The following is an 18,511-nucleotide window of genomic DNA, read 5'->3' as shown; positions in this document are numbered from 1 at the left end:
GCCAGAGCAGCCGAACTGCAAGGACGCTCGCCCTGCGCACGCGCATACTGAATGAATGAAAGAACAAATAAGCGTTCCGGTCACCTTGATGCGCGGCGGCACAAGCAAGGCTGTTTTTCTCGCACAGCGTGACGTACCGTCCGATCCGCAAGCGCTGCAGCGATTCCTTCTGGCACTGTTCGGCAGCCCGGACGTGCGCCAGATCGACGGGCTTGGAGGCGCCGACATCCTCACAAGCAAATGCGCAATCATTGGGCCGCCGTCACGACCTGACGCGGACATCGACTACACCTTTGTGCAGATCGGGATCGATCAGCCAAGCGTGAGCTTCGAGATCGTCTGCGGCAACATTTCATCGGCCACCGGCGTCTACGCGCTGCAGGAGCGCCTCATCCCCGTGCAGGAGCCCGCCACCACGGTGCGAGTGCACAACACCAACACCGGCAAGATTCTGCGCATGGTGGTGCAATGTGCGCACGGCGAGCCGCGCGTGGAAGGCGACACCGAAGTGGATGGGGTGCCTGCCAAGGGCGCCGAGGTCGCATTGGACTACTCCGGCACCAGCGGCGCCACCACGGGCAGGTTGCTGCCCACCGGGCAGGCACGTGATTCGGTCTACGTCTCCAAACTCGGTCGCGAGATACCCGTGTCGATCGTCGATGTGGGAACGGCGTGTGTATTCATTCGCGCCGCGGATCTGGGCGTCACCGGCACGGAGCTTCCCGGTCAGCTCGGCTCCGACATCTACGAAATGGCCGAGGAAGTCAGGCGCTGGGCCGCCGATCGTTGCAACCTGCCAGCGTCAGGAACCCTCACGCCCTACCAGATCCTCATCGGCGAAGCGCAAGACTACCGAACCATTGGCGGCGATCGAATCGTCAAGTCGTCGGAGAGCGACTTCGTGGCGCGCATGGTTCTCAATGGCGGCGCGATGCACAAGGCTTTTCCAGGCGGTGGCTCGGTCTGCCTTTCCGTGGCAGCACAGATCGCAGGAACGATCCCGGCTGAGGCGCGAGGCAGTCATGCCGGTCCCACGCGCATCCGCATCGGCCATCCGAGTGGTGTGATCGGAATTTTTGCGAGCGTGGCTCGCACTGCCGACGACGAGTGGACGGTCCGAGAAGTGCACTTCACCCGAACCGCTCGGCGGCTGTTGGATGGAACCGCCTACGTGAGGCGAGCTCTCCTCGAGGTTGGCTGATCTCACCGAACTGCCGAGGCATTGCAATGATGACGCAAGATCTTTTTTCTCTGCGAGGCCGCACGGCTCTCGTCACGGGTGGCTCACGGGGTATTGGTCGCATGATCGCCGAGGGATTCTTGGCGCAAGGCGCACGCGTCTACATCAGCGCGCGCAAGGCCGCGGCATGCGATCTGGCGGCGTCGGAACTGTCAAAGCACGGACACTGCGTCTCGCTGCCTTACGACGTCTCCACCGTCGACGGCTGCCAAGCCCTGGCCGCTGCCTACGCGCAACATGAGACCACCTTGGACATCCTGGTCAACAACGCCGGCGCTGCCTGGGGAGAAGACTTCGATGCTTTCCCCGAAAGCGGCTGGGACAAGGTGGTCGATCTCAACATGAAGACACCCTTCTTCTTGACGAAGGCGCTCTCCGAACCACTGCGCGCCGCGGCCAAGGAGCGTGTGGGGAAGATCATCAACATTGCGTCCACGGATGGCATCGCGCTCAACCCTCAGGAGAATTACTCCTACGTCGCCAGCAAGGCGGGCTTGATCCACCTGACCCGGCGCATGGCGCTGCGCCTGGCGCAGGACAACATCGCGGTCAGCGCCATTGCACCGGGCGCGTTTCCCTCCGAGATGAACCGCAACGCGCGCGACCGCGGCGACGAACTGTCCGAACACATACCCGCCAAACGCATTGGCACTTCAGAGGACATCGCAGGCGCGGCGATCTTCCTGGCGTCGCGTGCAGGTGACTACGTGATGGGCGCTACCCTGGTGGTGGACGGTGGTGTGACCCACGCCCGGGCTTACAGGTGAGTGTGTCGATGGGATGGCCGCTGGTGTGCGGCTGACCTGAAATCACGTGTCATCCATCGACTCGAAAGCGGTCGTTGATGTAGGTGGCGGGCGGCTTTCCAAAAGCCTTCTTGAACATCGTGTTGAAGGCAGAGGGCGATTCATAGCCCAGGTCGTAGGCGACTTGCTGGACGGTCGCGCCACCGGACAGCTCGCGAAGTGCCACGATCATCTGCAGCTGGCGCCGCCAGCGGCCAAAGCTCAGGCCCGTCAGCGAGGTGCACAGTCGATTCAACGTTCGATCGCTCATGCCCAGTTCGCTTGCCCAGTTCGTCTGGGTCCTGCGATCGGAGGGATCGCGCATCATCGCCGTTGAGATCTTTCTGAGCCTTGCGTCCTCAGGCATCGGCAGGAACATTTCCTCCGTGGGCATCGCGCACAGCTGGTCGAGCAGCACCTGCGCCAGTCGATCGGTCGACCCGCCGGCTTCGTACAAGGGCGGCAATCCTGCGAGGTACTGAATCATCTCGCTGAGCATCGGGCTGATGCGCAAGGTGCAGCAACGATCCGGCAAGGGGGCAGCGCCAGGTTCCACGAAGAGGTAGAAGATCTGCGCGTTGGCCGTTCCTCGGTTGCTGTGCGGCGTACCGCCGGGAATCCACACGCCCGCCTGGGGTGGGACCATCCACAGCGCGCCGGGCACTTCGCAGGAGACGGCACCGCGCAGCGCGATCACGAGCTGGCCGGACCGGTGCTCGTGCACAGGGATCTCTCGCTCGCGCGCCGCCACATCGACGCGCAGTGCCATCACAGGTACTGACGGTTCGTAGTCCAGAGCTGGTTCGCCGAATTCTGCGCTTCGCATGTTGAGAAAGTTCGTGTTGCTCCCGCCACCGGGCTCGCTCGTGCCTTGGAATGGGTGCTCTGTTCGTGGCGGTTGAGATCGGCCAAGGCACGCAGACGGACCACTCTTCCCGTTGCTCAACCGAAGGCATCACCGCCGCTGCAGTGCCTGTCGCTCGGACGTGCTGACGGGCAAGGCCCTACTTCAGGCCTCACACCGAGTCACGACATCCGCGTTGACGCAGGCTCCACATCGTTGCCGGGCCACGCCTCCTCCGCGATGACCGAAAAGAGAAGTCATTCGTCCAACTTTGCAATTCTCGGCGCATGTGCTGATCACTAGCATCGTCGCATGAAAATGATTCGCAATAAGAACGAGATGGTTTCGGCGCAGGAAGTGGCGCAGTTGGCCGGCTCCGCTCACCCATGGTTTCGCGATCTAGCCAGCATCACGGTCGGCGGTTTGCGCTCTCGCTTTCGCCCGCACTGCCGTTTCGCGTGCAAGCGTGCGCGTGCGCCTTCTCGGGGCGCCGCATGATCGCGCTGCCGCGTTTCTCTCGGCAGGAGTTGCTCTTTTCCTTCAAGAGCTTCGTCGCCGCCGTGCTTGCGCTTTACCTGTCGAGCCGCTTTGGGCTGCCCCGGCCCTTCTGGGCCATGATGACCGCCTATATCGTGGCCCACCCTCTGGCCAGCCATGTGCGCTCCAAGGCGCTCTACCGCTTTGTGGGCACCTTGCTGGGGTGCGCTGCGACCGTGGTGCTCGTCCCCTCGCTGTCCGGCTCCCCGGAACTCCTGTCGCTGGCCTTGGCGCTGTGGGTGGGACTGTGCCTCTATGTGTCGCTGCTGGACCGCAGCGCGCGTTCCTACGTCTTCATGCTGGCTGGCTACTCAGCCGCTTTGATCGGCTTCCCATTGGTAGAAGCGCCTGCGGCGATGTTCGACACGGCCGTCGCACGGGTCACCGAAATCGGGCTGGGCATCCTGTGTGCCAGCGTGGTCCACGGCATCGCGCTTCCTGCCGGCCTGGCCGCGTCCCTGCTGGGCGTGATGGATCGCGCACTTGGCGATGCGCGGCAATGGCTCATTGACCTGCTGCGCGAGCCGCCGAGCGACGCAAATCACGCTCGAATGTCGGCGGACCGCCAGCGGTTGGCCCTGGACATCACACAACTGCGACTGCTGTCCACGCATGTGCCCTTTGACACCCATCTGCGCTGGAGCGGGGGCGCCATCGACGCACTGCAGGACCGTCTGGCCGCCCTCACCCCGGTGCTGTCGGCGGTGGAAGATCGCCTGCAAGCGCTGTGCACCGCCACAGGCGGTGTGCCGGACGACATCGGCGCGACCTTCGCGCAGCATTCGGTCTGGCTGGCCCCGAGCGCGACGAACGCGGGAGTGAACGAAGCGCACGCGGCCTTTCGCGCCATCGCGGACGGTCCCGCCGCTTCGCCCTGGATCCGCGCGCTGCGGATCGATCTGGCAACCCGCCTGGAGGACCTGGTGGAGCACTGGGATGCCTGCACCACGTTGCGCAATGCTATCGACGCTGGCGTTGCCGGGAACCCGGTGCCGTTGCGGCGCACCGCGGCCCTGGATCGCAGGGTGCTTCACCTGGACAGAGGGCTTGCGCTGCGGTCGGCGATCACTGCGGTGTTGGGCACCTGCCTCTCGTGCGCGCTGTGGATTGCGACGGGCTGGCCCTCGGGATCCGCCATGGCCATGGGCGCTGCCGTCTTTTGCAGCTTCTTCGCCACCATGGACGATCCGGTGCCAGCCATGCACAAGTTCATCACGGCGCTGTTGTGGTCGTTGCCGGTGTCGGCTTTTTATGTCCTGGGGGTCATGCCGCTGGCAGATGACTTTGGCATGCTGGTGCTGTGCATCGCGCCTGTGTTCTTGGTGGTCGGGTGCTACATGGCACGGCCGGCCAGTTCCTTGTCGGCCCTTGGCATGTTCTTCGGTGTCGCCGGAACGCTCGCCCTTCAAGATACGGCCGCCGCCGATTGGGTGAGCTTCATCAGTTCCAACCTGGCCTTGTTCGTGGGTGCGGTGATCGCGGCCCGCGTCACCGCTCTCATGCGCAGCGTGGGGCGTGACTGGACGGCCAGGCGCATACGCCGCGCGACATGGCACGACCTTGCCGATCTGGCTGCCCATCCGCAGGACGCATCCGCCCGAGACGCCTTTGGCTCACGCATGCTCGACAGGATGGCGCTGTTGGCGCCGCGCGTGGCGCCCGACGGTCCCGAAGCGGTCCAGACCGCGGCACACCGCGCGCTTCGCGAACTGCGCCTGGGGGCAGACATCGCTGCGCTGCAGCGGCATCGCGGCCGCCTTGCGGAAGAACCCGTCAGTCACCTCTTCAGGGAATTGGCCCTCGTCTTCCGCGCCCATGTGGCAGGCGCGCCACCGCGTCATGCCTCGCTGCGGCCGCATATCGATCGGCTGTTGCTTGACGCCCTGGCGGCGGGCGCCGAGCGGCCTGCCGTCGCGGCACTCGTGGGCCTTCGACGCAACCTCTTTCCGGCCGCTCCCGCCGCGCTCCAACCATGATCGAAGTCAACTTTTTGGGCGTGCAGTTGCCCGGGCTTTTGCTGCTGGCAGCCGGTGCGCTGCCGTGCTCCTGGGCAACGCGCCGCCTGCTGGCCATCGTCGGTGCCTACCGATGGATCTGGCACCCCGCCCTGTTTGACCTTGCGCTGTACGTCCTGGTGCTCAGTGCCTTGGCTTGTCTCACCGGCGCAACCGCCGCCTCGTTCTGATATCCGGACCGCTTCAACCCATGAAACCTGACGCCCTCCCCTCGCCCGCCTGGACTTCACGTCTTGCCCGTCCCGTCGTTCGTCTGTTGGTCACCGTGCTGATGGTGGCTGCAGCCGGCTGGGCAGGCTGGCGCGTATGGGACCACTATGAACTCGCCCCGTGGACACGCAACGGACGCGTGCGGGCCAATGTCGTGCAAGTCGCTCCTGACGTGTCTGGCATGGTCGCGAATGTGGCGGTGCGTGATAACCAGTTCGTTGCCGCTGGCGCCTTGCTGTTCTCGGTGGACAAGGCCCGTTTCGAGTTGGCGCTGGAACAGGCCCAGGCCGTCGTCGCGACGCAGCGCATCGCGATCAGCAACCAGCGCATCACGCTCGCACAGGCGCAGCGCGAGAGCCAGCGCAATTCCGACTTGGGCGATCTGATCTCACTGGAGGCTCGCGAGCAGTCGCGGCTGAAGGTGGACCAAGCCAAGGGCGCACTTCAAGCGGCCGAAGCGGCGTTGCGACAGGCGCAAGCCGCGTTGAATACCTCGACGTTGAACCTGGAGCGCACCCAGGTGCGCGCACCCACCACAGGGCTCGTAACCAACCTCGACCTGCGCCAGGGCGCCTATGCGAGCGCCGGCCACCCCGTGATGGCGTTGGTTGACGCGGGCTCAATTTATGTCGAAGGCTATTTCGAGGAAAACAAGCTGGCTCGGATCCATCAGGGCGACCGCGTACGAGTCACGCCGATGGGTGGCCCGGCGCTCGATGGCACCGTCGAAAGCATCGCCGCCGGCATCGCTGACCGTGACCGAAGCACCAGTGCCAACCTGCTTCCCAGCGTCAATCCCACCTTCAACTGGGTGCGGCTTGCACAGCGCGTGCCCGTGCGCGTGAAGCTCGATCAGACGTCCTCCAGCACCCGCTTGGTCGCAGGCCAGACGGTCACCGTTGAAATCCTCGAGACTGCTCGAACCACGGCCGCCACGGCCCGGGCTTCGGAAAGCCGGGAATGAAGGCCATGTCCCGATTCCTGGCCACCGCCGCGGCGGCAAGCGCACTGCTCACCGGTTGTGCCCACCCACCCGTGGGACCGGACTACGTGCCTCCCGTCCCTCTGTCTTTCGCGCAATCCGCCTCCGCGGGCACCTTCCGATCTGCCGGCGGCCAAGCAGTGGACGCGACTCTGCCGCCACACTGGTGGAGGCTCTACGACGACCGGCAGCTGGACGCGTTGGTCACACAGGCGCTGGAACACAACACCGATCTGCGGCAGGCCGTGGCCAACCTGGAACGCGACCAGGCGCTGGCAGCCGAAGTGCACGGACATGAGAGGCCGACGGTGGCGGCCAGCGGTGGTCCCGGCTTCGGGCACGTCTCGGGCTTGAGCCTCCTGCAGCGCGACTACGAACCGCCCAGCCGCGGCACATACAGCGCGGGGGTTTCCTTGTCGTATCAACTGGACCTGTTCGGTCAACTGCGTCGCGCCGTCGAAGCGGCCGAGGCCGACACCGGCGCCGCGCAGGCGGCGTTGGACCTTGTACGTGTGAGCGTGGCCGGCGGCGTGGCACATGCCTATGCGCAAGCATGTTCAAGCGGCTATCGCTTGCGCGCAGCGCAGGAGTCGGTTCGTCTGCAGGAAGAGGCGATCCGACTCTCCGAGCGGCTTCAACAAGGGGGCAAGGTCGGGGAGATCGACATTGCACGTGCGCAAGGTCAGTTGGAACAACTACGTGCTGCGCTGCCGCCGCTTCGGGCCCAGCGCCAAGGTGCGTTGTACCGGTTGGCAACACTGACCGGCGCAGCACCTCGCGACTTCCCTGCGGCCGTGGCCACGTGCGAGCAGCCGCCGCGCTTGGCAGGACTGCTTCCGGTAGGAGACGGCGCGGCTCTTTTGCGACGGCGGCCCGACGTTCGCCAAGCGGAACGCAGCTTGGCCGCCGCCACCGCCCGCATCGGCATCGCAACAGCCGACCTCTACCCCAAGGTGTCGCTGGGCCTCTCGGCCAGCTCGGCGGGCTTCTTGGCAAGATTTGGAAACCGGGAAACACTCAGCTACAGCCTGGGCCCGCTGATCAACTGGACGCTACCCAACACCGGCGTTGCCCGCGCTCGCATCGCGCAGGCCGAGGCGGCCACCCGGGTTGCCGCTGCCCGCTTCGATGGGACCGTACTGACGGCACTGCGCGAGGTCGAAACGGCGCTCGATGTCTACGCGCACGAGTTGGAACGTCATGCTGCGCTCTCGGCCGCGCAAGAGCAAAGTGCCATCGTCGCCCGGCAGGCGCGCAAGCTCTATGTCAACGGTAAGACCGGTCAGCTTGAAGCAGTGGATGCAGAGCGCACCCTGGCAGCCAGCGAAGCCGCTCTGGCAACGTCCGCTGCCCTGTTGGCAGAGGATCAAGTCGCCGTATTCATGGCGCTGGGAGGTGGTTGGGAAGCCGATGAGGTCCTCGTGAATGCCGTGCATTAGCGCACGCCTGAGCGTTTCTCAAGCGAAATATGGGGCAAACGAAAATTCCAAAACGTCAGTCCGAGCGGGCCGCGATGCTTGATGGACGGGTTTGATCTTCTGAAGACCTTTTTGGAGGTCGCCAACGTCGGCAGCTTCTCGCGCGCAGCGGGCAAGCTGGGGATCTCCAAGGCCAGCGCGAGCAAGCATGTCGCGACGCTTGAGGCGCGCTTCAACGTACGACTTATGAACCGCTCAACGCGGTCGGTGACATTGACCGATGCTGGAAGGCTGCTCCAGCTTCGCAGCGCGCCGCTGATGGAGATGGTCGAGTCGACGCACAGCGAATTGCAGGCACATGGCTCACGCCCAAGCGGTCGTCTGCGCGTCGCGGGGCTTCATGGGCTCGTGTACACCGACTTCCCGAGCCTGCTGAGCGAGTTCCTCACGCTCTACCCAGATGTGCATATCGACCTGCAGATCGGCAATCGCGTGGTCGATCTCGTGGAGGAGGGTGTCGACATTGCCCTGAGGTTCGGGCGCATCGGCGACGAGAACCTGATCGTGCGTCGCCTCCAACGAGTGGAACTCACCCTCTGCGCCACGCCCAGTTACTGGGCCAGGCGCGGCATCCCTCAAATGCCCGACGACATGCGATGGCACGACGTGCTCACTTACTCGCTATCGGCGGGCGCCCCGCATATTCCGTTCGAAGTCGATGGCGAGCCATACAACCTCCCGATCTACGGACGCATGGATGCAAACGACTCAGGCACTCTCGTCGCCGCGGCACTCGCCGGCATCGGCGCAGTGTGTGTGCCGGCGCTGCTGGCTCAGCCGTACACAGAACGCGGCAGCCTGGTCTCAGTGCTCAAAGAATTCATGCCTCGTGACATCTGGCTCTACGCAGCGTACACGCAGCGCCGGCACAACAGCGCAGCCCTGCGTGCACTGCTGAAATTGCTTGAAACGCGCATGGGAGGCGGCGCACCCGACCATCCGACCTAGAAGCAGAGGGCTGAAATACATCCATTCACAAGCGCCTGCCGCGTATCGCTCAATTTCGCGGAAGCAACCATGCCGTGGAAGCACAACGCTACGGCGCGCTCCGCAAGCTGGGGTGCCATCTGCGCATGCGTCTCAAACCATCGACGCTGTGTTGCGCAGAAGACGCTGCAAGATGCTATTGAACACAGCAGGGCCACTCTACTGCAGCGGCGTCGACCATGCGATCTCTACGACGTTGTTCGCGTGCAGCGCCAGGCGACTTCGTCGATCGCAAGATCTCGTGAAAGCATCACAGCGCCACGGTTGTGTCCATGTACGGCGCGTAGGCTGCCTCGAAGCCCGACGCCGCGGCCCAACCGTCGATAACCAAAGGCACGTCAATACCCCCTTACCGTTGATTGGCCACGCACCCTCAAGCCATGAGAATCCGTTGGCGCCGTAGCCGAAGCTGCCACTGTGGGCCGCGTCGAAACCAGTGATGCGGCCTGTTGGGCTGTCGCCGATGCTTCAGGTGACATCGGCCGCAGCAATGGTGCTTTGGATGGGGTGTCCTGTCAGCGGACTGAGCAGGCTCTGCGTGAGGCTGCCCACGCGCTCAGCCGTATCGTTGGTGTAGCTGCTGAATTCGGTCTAGGTCAGCCGCGCGGCGCTGTCATAGCTGCTGCTGGGATGAGATGATCAGATCGCGCACGCGTCTCCGGTTGGAGCTCACGCTCGGCTTCTCACTTGGAGTTCTTTATGGATTTTGGCCTTCGATGAAAGAAGCTTCCACTCCCCTCGCGGCCGAGACCATTCCGGACACGTCCATTGGTCCATGGCCGGCGACCGACGCCAGTTCTCTTGCCCGGAAAACAGACGCGCAACGAAGCCGCGTCATCTACGGTACTACTTTGTTTGTAGTCTTTGTGTGCGCGGCGTTGCTGGTCATGAACGCATGGCTGGTCGTTCGTGCGCGCACGGCGGAAAACGAGCAGATCGCGCGGGCGAATACCAACCTGGCACGCGCGGTCAGCCAGCAGATCGATAGTACGGCTGCCCTGGCCGAGCACATCATCTCGGGCCTCGTCTTCGAACTCGAGCGCGCGGACATCACGCCCGACTCCCTGCAGCGTCTTCAACCGGTCCTCGTGAACCATGTCGCCGAAGTTCAAGCCATCAAGGGAATCTTCATCTACGACGAGCAAGGCCGATGGCTGGTCTATTCCGATGCATCCCCGGCGGGTACCCGAAGCAATTCGGATCGCGAATATTTCATTCACCACCGGACCAACCCGAGCGCGCGGACGCTGATCAGCGGCCCCATCGTGAGCCGCTCTTCGGGCGAGTGGGTGATCCCGGTGTCGCGCAGGATCAACGACCCGGACGGCAACTTCGCCGGCGTGGTGCTGGTCACGCTCAGCGTCAAGCATCTGCTGAGTGTCCTGGACCACTTTCAGATCGGCGAGCAAGGAGCAATTGCGCTGTTCGGGACGGACCAACTGCTGCTCCGCCGCCCCTTCAGGGAAGCCGACCTGGGCAGGCGCAGTACAGATACGCCGTTGCAGCAACGTTTCCGGGCCTCGCGCTCGGGCACCGTCGAGGGAAGATCGGCGATCGATGGCGTGACACGGATCATCAGCTTCGAGCATTTGCTGAACTACCCGCTCTTCGTGACCGTTGCCGTCGGCAAGGACGAGGCGCTGCAGGAATGGAAATCCGCGTCGATCTATCAAACGGCTTGGGTGGTTCTTTTGTGCCTGGTCGTCGGAGTGTCAGGCCGCCACTTGATCCGGTCGATGCGCAGGCGACTGGTGGCGGAACTGCGGCTGCGAAGTGCCCGGGACGCGCTGACGGAGGCCAATGAGCGCCTGGAACATCTTGCGCAGGAAGACGGGCTGACAGGCCTGGCCAACCGCCGCTACTTCGACGCCCGCCTGGCCCTCAACTTCCAACAGGCGCTGGCAAGCCAAACGGCGCTGGCGGTCGTCATGGTCGACGTCGACGAGTTCAAGAAGTACAACGATCTGTACGGGCATCTTGAAGGCGACGACTGCTTGCGGCGGGTCTCCCAGGCACTGCGGTCGGCCGTGTGGCGCTCGAGCGACCTTGTCGCGCGCTACGGGGGCGAAGAAATGGTTTTGTTGTTGCCCGCGACGGACGCCGCAGGTGCACTCGAGGTTGCGCAAAGGGCGCGGCTGGCCGTGGCCGATCTGCAGATCCCTCATGCGGCGTCGGCGCTGGGCACCGTCTCCGTCAGCCTTGGCGTGGCGTCCGGGGTTCCGCAGCCCGGCAGCACGCCGTTCGAACTGCTGAGAGCCGCGGACGAAGCACTCTACCTTGCCAAGCAGGAGGGGCGAAACACCGTCAGGGTGCACGCCTGACCAGTTTGCTGTTGTGTTGCCCTCGTGGTGGCCGAAGGCGACGCAAATGCGCTGGCTTGGCGGCCATCAAGGGCTACAGGTGGTGGGCTCCACAGACGGGCAGGGTCTAGCCTGGGTTGCGCCAGGCAGGCCTGGCCCGTGAATAAATTATAGCATAAATGCGACAAGATGTAACATTTTTTGGCCAAGATCTGGCTCAGTCAGGTCCAATTGGCCCGTCGGATTGGGCTCAAAACGGCATTCGGCAGACGGCGGCAAGCGCCGGCCCGCCCCGGCGGGGGTAGTGCCGCAACGGGTTGCGCAGAGCCCGAGCTGAGCCAAAGGCCCCTGGGACACCAGCCCCCTAGAGACCGGTGGTTCGGCGCACCTCGCCCAAGGTGATCCAAAGCAGCCCACCTGAGCGCGAAAAGAAAAGGGGGTAAAAATGGGGGGTAAAGTGCCTGCCCCGCCCGCAAATCCGCATGGATACTGGGTTGCCGGCGGAGAGTGTGAGATTCGAACTCACGGACGCTTTCACGTCGGCAGTTTTCAAGACTGCTGGTTTAAACCACTCACCCAACTCTCCGGAACCGTCGATTTTATGCTGACGCCGGCCCGTTACTCGTCGGGCAGGAAGAGCGACTGCAGGTCGCTCAGGAAATCCAGCCCGCGCTCGGTGGGCCACACGCGATGCAGGTCGCGCGCGATGAGGCCCTTGCGCTCGGCTTCCTCCAGGCCCTTTTGAATGCTGGTCATGGCCAGCCCGGTGCGTTCGCTGAATTGGGGCAGCGTGAAGCCCTCCTTCAGGCGCAGCGCGTTGAGCATGAACTCGAACGGCAGGTCGGCCAGCGCCACTTCGTCGCTTTGCGCCACGGCGGCGCCGGTGCGGGCGTTGTTCATGTACAGGCGCGGCTCGCGAAAGCGTACCTGGCGCACGATGCGGTGCGCGAAGCTCAGCTTGCTGTGTGCGCCGGCGCCAATGCCCAGGTAGTCGCCGAACTGCCAGTAGTTGAGGTTGTGCGCGCAGGCGTGGCCGCTGCGCGCATAGGCCGACACTTCGTAGCGCGACATGCCGCTGGCGGCGGTTCGCTCGGTGATCCGGTCGAGCATGGCGTAGGCCAGGTCGTCTTCGGGCAGGGCCGGCGGAAACTTGGCGAACCAGGTGTTGGGTTCGATGGTGAGGTGGTACACCGAGATGTGCGGCGGCGCGAGCGCCAGCGCCTGGGTCAGGTCGGCGTCCAGCCCCTCGAGCGTCTGGCCCGGCAGCGCATACATCAGGTCGAGGTTGAAGGTGTCGAACGCGCTCGCGGCTTCTTCCACGGCGGCAATGGCCTGGGCGCGGTCGTGCACGCGGCCCAGCGCCTTCAGGTGCTCGTCGTTGAAGCTCTGCACGCCCACCGAAAGCCGCGTGACGCCCGCGCTGCGGTAGGCGCGGAAGCGGTTGCGCTCGAAGGTGCCGGGGTTGGCTTCGAGCGTGATCTCGCACTCGGGCGCCAGCTTGAGGCGGGCGCGCACGTCGCCGAGCAGGCGGTCGATGGCCTGGGGCGAAAAAAGGCTCGGCGTTCCGCCGCCGATGAAGATGGTGTGGACGGTGCGGCCCCAGATGAGCGGCAGCGCGGCGTCCAGGTCGGCAATGAGCGCGTCGAGATACGCTGACTCGGGAATGCCCTCAGCCTCGGCCTCGCTGGTGGCGCGCCACTCGTGCGAGTTGAAGTCGCAGTAAGGGCACTTGCGCAGGCACCACGGCAGATGGATGTAGAGCGAGAGCGGCGGCAGCGCCGCGAGCTGCAGCGGGCCGGGCCGCATCCAGTGCAGCACGTCGTTGGCCTGCGGTGCGCCCGTGGGCTGCACGGGCTGGATGGGAACGACAGAGGCCATCGCTCAGAGCCAGCGTTCGCGCATCAGGGCCAGCATGGCCTTGGCCGCCTGGCCCCTGTGGCTGTTGGCGTTCTTCACCTCGGGCGGCAGCTGGGCAAAGGTCTTGCCGAAGCCGGGCAGGTACATGACGGGATCGAAGCCGAAGCCGTTGTCACCGATCGGCGCCTTGGTGATTTCGCCGACCACGCGGCCCACCGCGATGAGCGGCTCGGGATCGTCGTGCCCGCGCAGCGCGACCAACGTGCTGACGAGCGCGGCGCGCCGATTGACCACGCCGTCGAGCTGCTCGAGCAGCGCCTTGACGTTGTTGGCGTCGCCCTTGGCATAGCCGAACTGCGTGGCATAGAACGCGGTGTCCACGCCCGGCAGGCCGCCGAAGGCGTCGACGCAAAGGCCTGCGTCGTCGGCAATGGCCGGCAGGCCGGTTGCGGCGCTGGCATGGCGCGCCTTGGCCAGCGCGTTTTCGACGAAAGTGCGAAATGGCTCCTCGGCCTCGCCCACGCCCAACGCCGACTGGGGCACGAGCGTCACGGCCAGCTCCGCAAACAATTGCTGGAGTTCGGCAAGCTTGCCGGCGTTGTTGGAGGCCAGGACCAGTTTCATCGCCATCGACCGATCGATCACTTCGAAACGAGGGACTGCTGCTGCAGCACGATCAGTTCGCCAATGCCCTTTTCGGCCAGGCCGAGCAGCAGGTTCATCTCCTCGCGCGAGAAGGCCGCACCCTCGGCGGTGCCCTGCACTTCGACAAAGTGGCCGGCGCCGGTCATCACGACGTTCATGTCGGTATCGCAGGCGGAGTCTTCGGTGTATTCGAGGTCGAGCAGCGGCGTACCGGCAACGATGCCGACCGAAATGGCCGCGACATGGCCCTTGATGGGCGACGCGGGGATCGTGCCAGCGGCCAGCAGCTTGTTGACGGCGTCCTGCGCGGCGACAAAGGCGCCGGTGATGGCCGCCGTGCGGGTGCCGCCATCGGCCTGCAGCACGTCGCAGTCGAGGTGGATGGTGCGCTCGCCCAGCGCAGCCAGGTCGAACACGGCGCGCATCGAGCGGCCGATGAGGCGCTGGATTTCCTGCGTACGGCCGCTCTGCTTGCCGCGGGCGGCTTCGCGGTCGCTGCGCGTGTGGGTGGCGCGCGGCAGCATGCCGTATTCGGCCGTGACCCAGCCTTCACCGCTGCCACGCTTGTGCGGCGGCACGCGCTCTTCGACCGAGGCGGTGCACAGCACGCGCGTCTGGCCGAATTCGATGAGCACCGAACCCTCGGCGTGGATGGTGAAACCGCGGGTGATGCGCACCGGGCGCAGCTGGTCGGCGGCACGGCCGCCGCTTCGTGTGAAAGCAGTCATTTTTTTGTGAGAGGTATGTGGAACAAAAAGCGCAGACGGCCCGCAAGCCGGAGCAGCCGGGCGATCAGGTCTTCTTGGCTGCCGAACGGCGAATGGCTTCGTTGATTTCGGCAATCGAGCGCTCGATGGCGTCTTCGTCGAGGTCGTCGAGCGCGTCGAGTTCGCCGTCAGCGGGCATGCCGGCCTGGATGGTGGAAGCAAAGACGCCGTCGTCGATGGTCTCGGTGGAAACGCCGCGGTCTTCGCCCGTCGAATCGGGCATTTCCCATTCGAGGGCGATGAGCGTGACGTTGTCGCTGTGCGCGCCGCCCTTGCGCAGTGCCATTTCGGCCAGGTCGGGCGCGGCGTCGGACACCGGCTTGTCGGAGGACAGCGTGTGCACGATGACGGCGTCGTCGAGCACGCCCCAGACGCCGTCGGAGCACAGCATGATGCGGTCGCCGCGCTGCAGCTGCAGCGGGGCCGAAATATCGAACAGCGGCGTGGTCGGCGAGCCCAGGCAGGTGAGCAGCAGGTTGCGGTTGACCGGCATGTCCGCGCCATGCGGACGCGGGCGCTCGGCATGCGAATGGTCGCGCGTGCGGGTCAGCAGGCGGCCGTCGCGCACCACGTAGAGGCGCGAGTCGCCGCAGTGCATCCAGGTGGCCGTGGTGCCCTGGAGCAGCGCCGCGACGACGGTGGTGCGCGGCGTGTCGAGCATGGCCTTGTGGCTCGCGTACCGCATGATCTGCTGGTGCGCCGCCATGGCCGATTCGGCCAGGAAGGCCTTGACGTCCTTGACGGTGGGGCGCGCTTCGCGCTGGTAGAGGGCCGCGATGGTCTGCAGCGCCAGCTGGGCCGCAATCTCGCCCTCGGGGTGGCCGCCCATGCCGTCGGCCAGCACGAAAAGGCCCGACTCCCGCGTGTAGCAGTAGCCCATGCGGTCTTCGTTCTTGAGACGGCCGCCCTTGCGGCTGACCTGGAATACCGAGAATTTCATGCCGGGCGCGTGGTAGGTGCCGCCGCCCTGGGCAGGGCCTTCTTGTCGAAGGAGCGGATGTTGTCGAATGAAAGCCGCACCTTTTCGCCGACGGTGAGCTTGGTGTAGCGGCGCTCGCCTTCGCGGCTGAGCTCCTTTTGCAGCGCAAAGACCGACTGCGGGCGCGAGAGCGGATCGAGCGACATGCACCATTCGACCACCTCGATGAGGTTGTCGGAGTACACGCCGCGCAGGCGCGACAGCGACAGGCTGAGCCGGTCTTTCTCGATGCGGCGCGGCGCGTCGTTGGGCGGATAGCCCTGCATGCAGGCGTAGATGCAGGCGCCGATGGCGTAGATGTCGGTCCAGGGACCCATCGACGAGTCGCGCCGGTACATCTCGGGCGCGGCAAAGCCGGGGGTGTACATCGGCCGGATGAAGATGCCCTCCTTGCTGAGCACCTCGCGCGCGGCGCCGAAGTCGATCAGCACCGCCCGGTCGTCGTCGGTGACGAAGATGTTGGCGGGCTTGATGTCCAGGTGCAGCATCTTGTACTGGTGCACGATGCGAAGGCCGCGCAGGATCTCGTCGAACAGCGACCGGATGGTCGATTCACGGAAGACCTTGGGCCTTTTCAGGTCGCGCGCCGTCACCACGAAGTCCTGCAGGGTGGCGCCCTCCAGGTAGTTCATGACCATGTAGACGGTTTCGTTCTCGCGAAAGAAGTTGAGAACGCTGACCACCGAGGCGTGCGAAATCTGCGCGAGCGAGCGCCCTTCCTCGAAAAAGCTCTTGAGGCCGAGCCGGTAGAGCGAGAGCTTTTCGGGCGCCACTTCGGGCGTCAGCTCGCCCGGCCCGCGCGTTGCGAGCGAAGATGGCAGGTATTCCTTGATGGCAACCTGCTGTCCGCTGGGGTCTATGGCGAGGTAGACAACGCCAAAACCGCCTGCGGAAAGCCGGCGAACGATGCGGTAACCGCCAATGACCGTATCGGGCAGCAGGGGCGAAGGCTTGACCTTTGACATAATCCGGGAGTTTCGCCCGAAGGCGATGGTGCGGCAAGCGAACGCCATGCCGACGCCTCGGTGCTTGCAAGCAAAACCATAGTGAGGCGCAATGCCAGTTTACAGCATGACCGGCTATGCCAGTGGCCAGAACGGCCCCGCCGGCAGCCACTCCGAAGCCGAGGCACGGCCTGCCGCCGCGGGCCGTCTCGGGGTCGAAATCCGCTCGGTCAACAGCCGCTTCCTCGACCTCACCTTCAAGTTGCCGGAGGAACTGCGCCAGCATGAAACCGCGCTGCGCGAGCTGCTCACGGGCAAGCTCAAGCGCGGCAAGGTGGAGGTGCGCGCCGCCATCGAGAACACCGCCCAGGCGGGCGTCGTCGAGCCCTCCGTCAAGCTGCTGCAGCGGCTCAACGGCGTGCAGGACGGCATCAAGGCCTGGCTGCCGGGCGCCCGCGAACTGAGCGTGGCCGACGTGCTGCGCCTGGCCGGCGGCGACAGTGCCGCCCGCGGCGACTGGGGCGGCGACCTGCTCGAGGTGGCCGGCAAGGCGCTGGATGCGCTGATGTCGGCCCGCCAGCGCGAAGGCGCGCGGCTCGCCAAGATGCTGGAGGCCCACCTCGCCCAGCTGCGCGCGCTGGTCGAACAGGCCGGTCCGCTGATTCCGCAGCTGGTCGAGCAGCAGCGCGCTCGTTTCCTGGAGCGCTGGCAGGAAGCCATGGGCCTGACCGGCGGCACCCTGCCCGAGGCCGCCCAGGACCGCGCGCTGACCGAGGCCACCGCCTTTGCCATCCGGATCGACGTGGCGGAAGAGCTCACGCGGCTGAATTCGCACCTCGATGAGATCGAGCGGCTGCTCAAGAAGGGCGGCGAAATCGGCAAGCGGCTGGACTTCCTGATCCAGGAGCTGCATCGCGAGGCCAATACACTGGGCTCCAAGTCGGCCGCGCTGGAGCTCACCCGCATCGGCGTGGACATGAAGGTGCTGATCGAGCAGATGCGCGAACAGGTACAGAACATCGAATGAGCGAGCGAATGGACTATCCAGGCAACATCTTTGTCGTGGCGGCACCCAGCGGTGCCGGCAAATCGAGCCTGGTCAAGGCGCTCATGGAGCTGGACACAGCCGTCCAGCCCTCGGTTTCCCACACCACCCGGCCACCGCGCGGGCAGGAAAAGCACGGCCGGGAGTATTTCTTTACCTCGCCCTCCGAATTCGACGCCATGATCGCGGCGGATGGGTTCGTGGAGTGGGCCCACGTGCACGGGCACCGCTACGGCACCTCCAAGAAAGCCATCGAGGAGCGCATCGCCCAGGGGGCCGACGTCATCCTGGAAATCGACTTCCAGGGCGCCATCCAGATCCGCAAGACCTTCGCCAACGCGGTCATGATCTTCATCCTGCCGCCCAGTTGGGAAGAACTGCGCTCCCGGCTGGAGCGGCGCGGCGAAGACAGCGCGGCCGTCATCGAGCTGCGCCTCAAGAATGCCGCCGAAGAGATGGCCCGGGCAGGGGAATTCGACTTCGTTATAATCAACGAGTTATTTGAGCGCGCGCTTTTCGATCTCAAGGCGATCGTCCACGCTCAGCGGCTTCGGTATTCTGCACAGCGCCGCGCACGTGCCGACACATTCGCCGCCCTGAACATCCCCTGATTTCCTGCTCACCGACCGAAAGACTCCATCATGGCCCGCATCACCGTCGAAGATTGCCTGCTTCAGATCCCCAACCGCTTCCAGCTGGTCCTGGCCGCCACCTACCGTGCGCGCATGCTGAGCCAGGGCCATGCACCCAAGATCGAGAGCAAGAACAAGCCCGCCGTCACGGCCCTGCGCGAAATCGCCGAAGGCAAGATCGGCCTTGAAATGCTCAAGAAGGTGCCGGGCTGATCGTTGTTTCTGACGCAGCCCTGCAACGAAAAGGCACCGCAAAGCGGTGCT

The 18,511-nt window shown here is 65.0% G+C and carries 17 protein-coding genes and 1 tRNA gene; 11 read left to right on the top strand and 7 right to left on the bottom strand.

Features of this window, described 5'->3' with window-relative positions:
- Positions 1 to 55: 55 nt before the first annotated feature.
- A complete protein-coding gene (locus VPA02S_RS21735; protein ID WP_062365565.1) occupies positions 56 to 1,201 on the top strand; it encodes a PrpF domain-containing protein in 1,146 nt (381 codons plus the stop codon).
- 26 nt (positions 1,202 to 1,227) lie between these two features.
- The gene (locus tag VPA02S_RS21730) at positions 1,228 to 2,007 is read left to right on the top strand and encodes an SDR family oxidoreductase (protein WP_062365564.1); all 780 of its coding nucleotides are present in this window, start codon (positions 1,228 to 1,230) and stop codon (positions 2,005 to 2,007) included.
- Between the two features lie 49 nt (positions 2,008 to 2,056).
- Here VPA02S_RS21730 and VPA02S_RS21725 read toward each other — a convergent pair whose 3' ends face one another.
- Positions 2,057 to 2,794: an AraC family transcriptional regulator gene (locus VPA02S_RS21725; protein ID WP_244883709.1), complete on the bottom strand. Its 738-nt coding sequence runs from the start codon at positions 2,792 to 2,794 to the stop codon at positions 2,057 to 2,059.
- Between the two features lie 569 nt (positions 2,795 to 3,363).
- Between VPA02S_RS21725 and VPA02S_RS21720 the strand changes: the two genes are divergently transcribed.
- From VPA02S_RS21720 to VPA02S_RS21695, 6 genes are all read left to right on the top strand, one after another.
- Positions 3,364 to 5,382: an FUSC family protein gene (locus VPA02S_RS21720; protein ID WP_062365562.1), complete on the top strand. Its 2,019-nt coding sequence runs from the start codon at positions 3,364 to 3,366 to the stop codon at positions 5,380 to 5,382.
- Complete coding sequence (locus VPA02S_RS21715; protein ID WP_062365561.1) at positions 5,379 to 5,591, top strand: DUF1656 domain-containing protein; 213 nt, start codon at positions 5,379 to 5,381, stop codon at positions 5,589 to 5,591. Before VPA02S_RS21720 ends, VPA02S_RS21715 begins: the two co-directional genes overlap by 4 nt.
- A 20-nt stretch (positions 5,592 to 5,611) precedes the next feature.
- Positions 5,612 to 6,595 (top strand): efflux RND transporter periplasmic adaptor subunit, encoded by a 984-nt coding sequence (locus VPA02S_RS21710; RefSeq protein WP_062365560.1) that lies wholly within the window; start codon positions 5,612 to 5,614, stop codon positions 6,593 to 6,595.
- Positions 6,592 to 8,052: an efflux transporter outer membrane subunit gene (locus VPA02S_RS21705; protein WP_062365559.1), complete on the top strand. Its 1,461-nt coding sequence runs from the start codon at positions 6,592 to 6,594 to the stop codon at positions 8,050 to 8,052. Before VPA02S_RS21710 ends, VPA02S_RS21705 begins: the two co-directional genes overlap by 4 nt.
- Positions 8,053 to 8,133: 81 nt before the next feature.
- Complete coding sequence (locus tag VPA02S_RS21700) at positions 8,134 to 9,039, top strand: LysR family transcriptional regulator (protein ID WP_062365558.1); 906 nt, start codon at positions 8,134 to 8,136, stop codon at positions 9,037 to 9,039.
- Positions 9,040 to 9,794: 755 nt separating this feature from the next.
- A complete protein-coding gene (locus VPA02S_RS21695) occupies positions 9,795 to 11,399 on the top strand; it encodes a GGDEF domain-containing protein (RefSeq protein ID WP_062365557.1) in 1,605 nt (534 codons plus the stop codon).
- 480 nt (positions 11,400 to 11,879) lie between these two features.
- Here the strand turns inward: VPA02S_RS21695 and VPA02S_RS21690 are convergent.
- From VPA02S_RS21690 to VPA02S_RS21665, 6 genes are all read right to left on the bottom strand, one after another.
- A tRNA-Ser gene (locus tag VPA02S_RS21690) sits at positions 11,880 to 11,964 on the bottom strand.
- A gap of 32 nt (positions 11,965 to 11,996) precedes the next feature.
- On the bottom strand, positions 11,997 to 13,256 hold the full coding sequence (gene hemW, locus VPA02S_RS21685; protein WP_062365556.1) for a radical SAM family heme chaperone HemW: 1,260 nt from the start codon (positions 13,254 to 13,256) through the stop codon (positions 11,997 to 11,999).
- 3 nt (positions 13,257 to 13,259) lie between these two features.
- Positions 13,260 to 13,859, bottom strand: a complete 600-nt coding sequence (locus tag VPA02S_RS21680) for a non-canonical purine NTP pyrophosphatase (protein WP_062366010.1) — start codon at positions 13,857 to 13,859, stop codon at positions 13,260 to 13,262.
- Between the two features lie 17 nt (positions 13,860 to 13,876).
- On the bottom strand, positions 13,877 to 14,608 hold the full coding sequence (rph, locus tag VPA02S_RS21675; RefSeq protein WP_018907218.1) for a ribonuclease PH: 732 nt from the start codon (positions 14,606 to 14,608) through the stop codon (positions 13,877 to 13,879).
- A gap of 64 nt (positions 14,609 to 14,672) precedes the next feature.
- Positions 14,673 to 15,587, bottom strand: coding sequence for a PP2C family protein-serine/threonine phosphatase (locus VPA02S_RS21670; protein WP_062365555.1), 915 nt, complete (start codon positions 15,585 to 15,587; stop codon positions 14,673 to 14,675).
- Positions 15,584 to 16,591, bottom strand: a complete 1,008-nt coding sequence (locus VPA02S_RS21665; RefSeq protein ID WP_015867097.1) for a serine/threonine protein kinase — start codon at positions 16,589 to 16,591, stop codon at positions 15,584 to 15,586. The genes VPA02S_RS21670 and VPA02S_RS21665 overlap by 4 nt, the downstream gene beginning before the upstream one ends.
- Positions 16,592 to 16,682: 91 nt before the next feature.
- On the opposite strand from VPA02S_RS21665, the gene VPA02S_RS21660 reads away from it, so the two are divergent.
- From VPA02S_RS21660 to rpoZ, 3 genes are read left to right on the top strand one after another with little or no spacing between them, the layout of a single operon-like run.
- Positions 16,683 to 17,597 (top strand): YicC/YloC family endoribonuclease, encoded by a 915-nt coding sequence (locus tag VPA02S_RS21660; protein ID WP_027730611.1) that lies wholly within the window; start codon positions 16,683 to 16,685, stop codon positions 17,595 to 17,597.
- Positions 17,598 to 17,605: 8 nt separating this feature from the next.
- On the top strand, positions 17,606 to 18,226 hold the full coding sequence (gmk, locus tag VPA02S_RS21655; RefSeq protein ID WP_015867099.1) for a guanylate kinase: 621 nt from the start codon (positions 17,606 to 17,608) through the stop codon (positions 18,224 to 18,226).
- A gap of 30 nt (positions 18,227 to 18,256) precedes the next feature.
- Entirely contained in the window at positions 18,257 to 18,460 is a 204-nt protein-coding gene (gene rpoZ / locus VPA02S_RS21650; protein WP_015867100.1) for a DNA-directed RNA polymerase subunit omega, read from the top strand.
- Positions 18,461 to 18,511: the final 51 nt, after the last annotated feature.

The sequence above is a fragment of the Variovorax paradoxus NBRC 15149 genome (genome assembly GCF_001591365.1).
In the GTDB taxonomy this organism is placed as follows: domain Bacteria; phylum Pseudomonadota; class Gammaproteobacteria; order Burkholderiales; family Burkholderiaceae_C; genus Variovorax; species Variovorax paradoxus.
The sequence above is the reverse complement of the archived record's forward strand: the minus strand, read 5'-3'. Positions and strand labels throughout refer to the sequence as shown.